This is a genomic window from Saccharopolyspora sp., from assembly GCF_017434145.1.
In the GTDB taxonomy this organism is placed as follows: Bacteria; Actinomycetota; Actinomycetes; order Mycobacteriales; family Pseudonocardiaceae; genus Saccharopolyspora_C; species Saccharopolyspora_C galaxeae.
On sequence record NZ_JAFRFW010001069.1, the window covers coordinates 1 to 4948 of the forward strand.

The 4948-nt window shown below is 70.6% G+C and carries 3 protein-coding genes; all 3 read left to right on the forward strand.

The window, feature by feature from the left end:
* The coding region (locus IJH84_RS29180; RefSeq protein WP_295151307.1) for a pyruvate carboxylase at window positions 1–3081 on the forward strand (3081 nt) is incomplete at its 5' end.
* A 308-nt stretch (window positions 3082–3389) separates the two neighbouring features.
* Window positions 3390–4190 (forward strand): SAM-dependent methyltransferase, encoded by an 801-nt coding sequence (locus IJH84_RS29185; RefSeq protein WP_295151309.1) that lies wholly within the window; start codon window positions 3390–3392, stop codon window positions 4188–4190.
* 246 nt (window positions 4191–4436) lie between these two features.
* Window positions 4437–4883, forward strand: a complete 447-nt coding sequence (locus IJH84_RS29190) for a L,D-transpeptidase (RefSeq protein ID WP_200070208.1) — start codon at window positions 4437–4439, stop codon at window positions 4881–4883.
* Window positions 4884–4948 lie beyond the last annotated feature (65 nt).

The following is a 4948-nucleotide window of genomic DNA, read 5'->3' on the forward strand; positions in this document are numbered from 1 at the left end:
GGCATCACGTTCGTCGGCCCCAGCCGCGAAATCCTGGAGATGACCGGAAACAAGGCCACCGCGGTGGCCGCGGCCCGCGAGGCGGGCGTGCCGGTGCTGGATTCCTCCGCTCCGTCCGCGGACATCGACGAGCTGACGTCGGCGGCCGAGTCCATGCAGTTCCCCGTGTTCGTCAAGGCCGTCGCGGGCGGCGGTGGCCGCGGGATGCGCCGGGTCGACGAGCTCGGCGCGCTGCGGGAGGCGCTGGAAGCCGCGATGCGCGAAGCCGACGCGGCCTTCGGCGATCCGACGGTCATCCTGGAGCAGGCCGTGGTCAACCCGCGGCACATCGAGGTGCAGATCCTCGCCGACAACGAGGGCAACGTGATGCACCTGTTCGAGCGGGACTGCTCGGTGCAGCGGCGGCACCAGAAGGTCATCGAGATCGCCCCGGCTCCGAACCTCGAGCCCGAGCTGCGCGAGCGCATCTGCGCCGACGCGGTCGCGTTCGCCCGCAAGATCGGCTACGTCAACGCCGGGACCGTGGAGTTCCTGGTCGACGAGCAGGGCAGGCACGTGTTCATCGAGATGAACCCGCGCATCCAGGTCGAGCACACCGTCACCGAAGAGGTCACCGACGCCGACCTGGTGCAGTCCCAGCTGCGCATCGCCTCCGGCGAGACGCTGGCCGACCTGGGCATGAGCCAGGAGACGATGCGGCTGCGCGGCGCGGCGCTGCAGTGCCGGATCACCACCGAGGACCCGACCAACGGGTTCCGCCCGGACACCGGGATGATCAGCGCCTACCGCTCGCCGGGCGGCGCGGGCATCCGCTTGGACGGCGGCACCGCGTTCGCGGGCACCAGCATCAGCGCGCACTTCGACTCGATGCTGGTGAAGCTTTCCTGCCGCGGCAGGGACTTCCCGACCGCGGTGGCGCGGGCGCGCCGCGCGGTGGCGGAGTTCCGCATCCGCGGGGTGGCCACGAACATCCCGTTCCTGCAGGCGGTGCTGGACGACGAGGACTTCGCGGCGGGCCGGGTCACCACCTCGTTCATCGAGCAGCGGCCGCACCTGCTGACCGCCCGGCACTCCGCCGACCGCGGCACCCGGCTGCTGAACTACCTCGCGGACGTGACGGTGAACCGGCCGAACGGGGAGCGGCCCGCGGCCGCGGACCCGGTGTTCAAGCTGCCGGACGTGGATCTGACCACGACGGTGCCGAAGGGCTCCAAGCAGCGGCTCACCGAGCTCGGCCCGCAGGGCTTCGCGCGCTGGATGCGGGAATCCGACGCGGTCGGCGTCACCGACACCACCTTCCGCGACGCGCACCAGTCGCTGCTGGCGACGCGGGTGCGCAGCAAGGACCTGCTCGCCGTCGCGCCGCACGTCGCGCGGATGACGCCCGAGCTGCTGTCGCTGGAGTGCTGGGGCGGTGCGACCTACGACGTGGCGCTGCGGTTCCTGGCCGAGGACCCGTGGGAGCGGCTGGCCAAGCTGCGCGACGCGGCGCCGAACATCTGCCTGCAGATGCTGCTGCGCGGGCGCAACACCGTCGGCTACACGCCTTACCCGACCGAGGTGACCGAGCACTTCGTGCAGGAGGCCACCGACACCGGCATCGACATCTTCCGGATCTTCGACGCGCTCAACGACATCGAGCAGATGCGCCCGGCGATCCAGGCGGTGCGCGACACCGGCAAGTCCGTTGCCGAGGTGGCGCTGTGCTACACCGGCGACCTCTCGGACCCGGGCGAGAACATCTACACGCTGGACTACTACCTGCGCCTGGCCGAGCAGATCGTCGAGGCGGGCGCGCACGTGCTGGCGATCAAGGACATGGCCGGGCTGCTGCGCGCGCCCGCGGCCACCAAGCTCGTCACCGCGCTGCGCAGCGAATTCGACCTGCCGGTGCACCTGCACACGCACGACACGCCGGGCGGGCAGCTGGCGACGTACCTGGCCGCGATCCAGGCCGGGGTGGACGCCGTGGACGGTGCGACGGCCTCGCTGGCGGGCACCACTTCGCAGCCCGCGCTCTCGTCGGTGGTGGCGGCCACCGATCACACCGAGCGGGCGACCGGGCTGGACCTGGGTGCGGTGTGCGACCTGGAGCCGTACTGGGAGTCGGTGCGCAAGATCTACCGGCCGTTCGAGGCGGGGCTGGCCTCGCCGACCGGCCGGGTCTACCGCCACGAGATCCCCGGCGGGCAGCTGTCGAACCTGCGCACCCAGGCCGTCGCGCTCGGCCTCGGGGACAAGTTCGAAGAGATCGAGGCGATGTACGCCGCGGCCGACCGCATCCTCGGCAGGCTGGTGAAGGTCACCCCGTCCTCGAAGGTCGTCGGTGATCTGGCGCTGCACCTGGTCGGCGCGGGCGTGGCCCCTGCGGACTTCGAGGCCGATCCGCGCCGGTTCGACATCCCGGACTCGGTGATCGGCTTCCTGCAGGGCGAACTCGGCGAGCCGCCCGCGGGCTGGCCGGAGCCGTTCCGCACCCGCGCGCTGGAGGGGCGCCCGCAGGGCCGCCAGCTCGCGGAACTCACCGAGGAGGACCGGAAGGGGCTCGCGGAGAACCGCCGCGACACGCTGAACAAGCTGCTGTTCGCCAAGCCCACCAAGGAGTTCACCGAGCACCGCGAGGCGTACGGCGACACTTCGCTGTTGCGCAGCAAGGATTTCTTCTACGGGCTGCGGCCGGGGGAGGAGTACTCGGTCGACCTGGAACCGGGCGTGCGGCTGCTCATCGGTCTGGAGGCGATCAGTGACCCGGACGAGCGCGGCATCCGCACCGTGATGGCGGTGCTCAACGGCCAGCTGCGGCCGATCCAGGTGCGGGACCGCTCGGTGGCCACCGACCTGCCGGTGGCGGAGAAGGCAGACCGCGGCAATCCGGCGCACGTTCCGGCGCCGTTCGCCGGGGTGGTCACGCTCTCGGCGGCCGAGGGCGACAGCGTCTCGGCCGGTCAGACCGTGGCCACCATCGAGGCGATGAAGATGGAGGCGGCGATCACCGCTGGGCAGGACGGGCAGATCAAGCGCCTCGCGATCGGTTCCGTCCAGCAGGTCGAAGGTGGCGACCTGATCGTCGAACTGGGCTGACGCCGGTCCGCTCGTTCGCCCGGCGGTGTCCGGTAGGAGAACAGGCGCCGTCTCGCTGCGGAAGCTTGCCGATCGTCGGCTGTCCGCGCGGGACGACGCCTGGGAGTCCGCGGTGGTTCTTCGACGCGCAGAACCCGCTCGGCGATCTCCGAGCACTTCGACGGCCGAGCGGATTCCACCGGAAGTGAATCTTCTGCCTGCGCTGATCGGTGGGTATCGTTGCGCCGACCGTGGCAGGCGAAGATCTCCGCGCCACGTTCCGCACGATCGGGCCGCCCACCGGGGCCGGCCCCGCGAAGGAGCCGGCCGTGACACTGCTGCCCAGGGGCGCGGACATCACCAAGTCCAGCGCTTCGCGCGTCTACGACTACGGGCTGGGCGGTTCGCACAACTTCGCGGTGGACCGCGAAGTGCTCGACGCGATCAAGAAGATCTACCCGCCGACTCCGCAGCCCGCCGTGGACAACCGCGCGTTCCTCGGCCGCGCGGTCCGGTTCTGCCAGCAGGCGGGCATCCGGCAGTTCCTGGACCTGGGCTCGGGAATGCCGACCCTGGGCAACGTGCACGAGATCGCGCAGCGGGACGATCCGCTGGCGCGCGTGGTCTACGTCGACGTGGATCCGGTCGCGGTGGCCTACAGCCGGACGCTGCTGGCCGGTCAGCGCCACACCGCGGTGCTGCAGGCCGACATGCGGGATCCGGAGCACGTGCTCAACCACCCGGACACGCTGGCCGCGCTCGACTTCGAGCAGCCGGTGGCGGTGCTGATGGTGGCGATGACGCACTACATCAACGACGCGGATCGGCCCGGTGCGGCGGTGGCGGCCTACCGGCGGGCGATGGCTCCCGGCTCGTTCCTGGTCTCCTCGCACATGACCGCGGACGACTTCCCGGAGGTCCGGCGCACCGCCGAGACGTTCAACGCGGGCAGCTCCGACGAGCTGGTGCTGCGCAGCCGCTGCGAGATCGACGCGCTGCTGGGCGGTTTCGAGTACCTGGATCCGGGGTTGGTCTACCCGGCCGATTGGCGCCCGGACGGGCCGCTGTCGCCGGGGTACGAGCCTGCGCGGGCCGCTTGCTACGCAGCCGTCGCGCGACCGCGCGATTGAGCTGCCGTCGCGCGACCGCGCGATTGAGCTGCGGAGCACCGGAGTCGGCCAAACACGTTGCGTGCAAACGCAATTAGATCATCCGTGGGTGCGAACCCGTTGCCAGCGGCCGATTTTCCCGGACCAACGTCATCTTTTTGCGGATATCGGGCGAAATCCGACCCCGCAGCGAAACCGAACACGTGTGCTTGTGGCACGGTGGAGTGACAGCGAAGATCCGGAAGGACGTGAACGACCGTGCGCAACTTGACCAAGCACGCCGGGCGACTGGCCCTGGTGACCGCACTCGCCGCGGGCGGCGCGCTGACCGGAGCCGCGGCCTACGCCGACGCCGGCGATGTCACCCCGTGCCAACCGAGCGCGAAGGCGTGCGTCGACCTGTCGTCGAAGCAGGCGTGGTTGCAGAAGGACGGCACGGGCTACTACGGCCCGGTGCCGCTCACCTCCGGTAAGGCGGGCGCCGAGACGCCGACCGGCGTGTTCCAGGTGCAGTGGAAGGACGCCGACCACCGCAGCGGCGAGTTCGACAACGCACCGATGCCGAACGCGGTGTTCTTCACCAACACCGGCGTCGCCTTCCACGAGGGCAGCCTCCAGCAGGAGTCCAACGGCTGCCTGCACTTGTCCACCACCGCCGCGAAGCGGTTCTTCGACGAGCTGAACAAGGGCGACGAGGTGCAAGTCGTGCAGTGATCCGGCATGGCAGTGATTCGCCGCGACGGCGATCCGCACCACGGCGATCCGCCGCCACGGCGCGA